Below are 294 nucleotides of genomic sequence, written 5' to 3' on the forward strand. Positions count from 1 at the left end.
GCGGCGAGCCCAGCGCGCATCTGCCGCCGACCTCCTTCGTGCTGTTCCTGCAGAACCACGACCAGATCGGCAACCGCGCCATGGGCGAACGGCTGACGCAGCTTGCGCACCCGGATGCGCTACGCGCAGCCCATGCGCTGCTGCTGTTAAGCCCGCAGATTCCGATGCTGTTCATGGGTGAGGAATGGGGTGCCCGGTGTCCCTTCCTGTACTTCACCAGCCACCGCGGCACGCTGGCAGACGCGGTGCGCGAAGGGCGCAGGCGCGAGTTTGCAAAGTTCACGGCGTTCGCCG

Annotated in this window: 1 pseudogene; it reads left to right on the forward strand. The window is 67.0% G+C overall.

Annotation, left to right across the window (positions count from 1 at the left end):
- A pseudogene (locus RVY79_RS18945) lies at window positions 1-294 on the forward strand (malto-oligosyltrehalose trehalohydrolase); the annotation flags it as partial.

It is taken from the genome of Chromohalobacter sp. HP20-39 (genome assembly GCF_033052815.1).
Classification (GTDB): domain Bacteria; phylum Pseudomonadota; class Gammaproteobacteria; order Pseudomonadales; family Halomonadaceae; genus Chromohalobacter.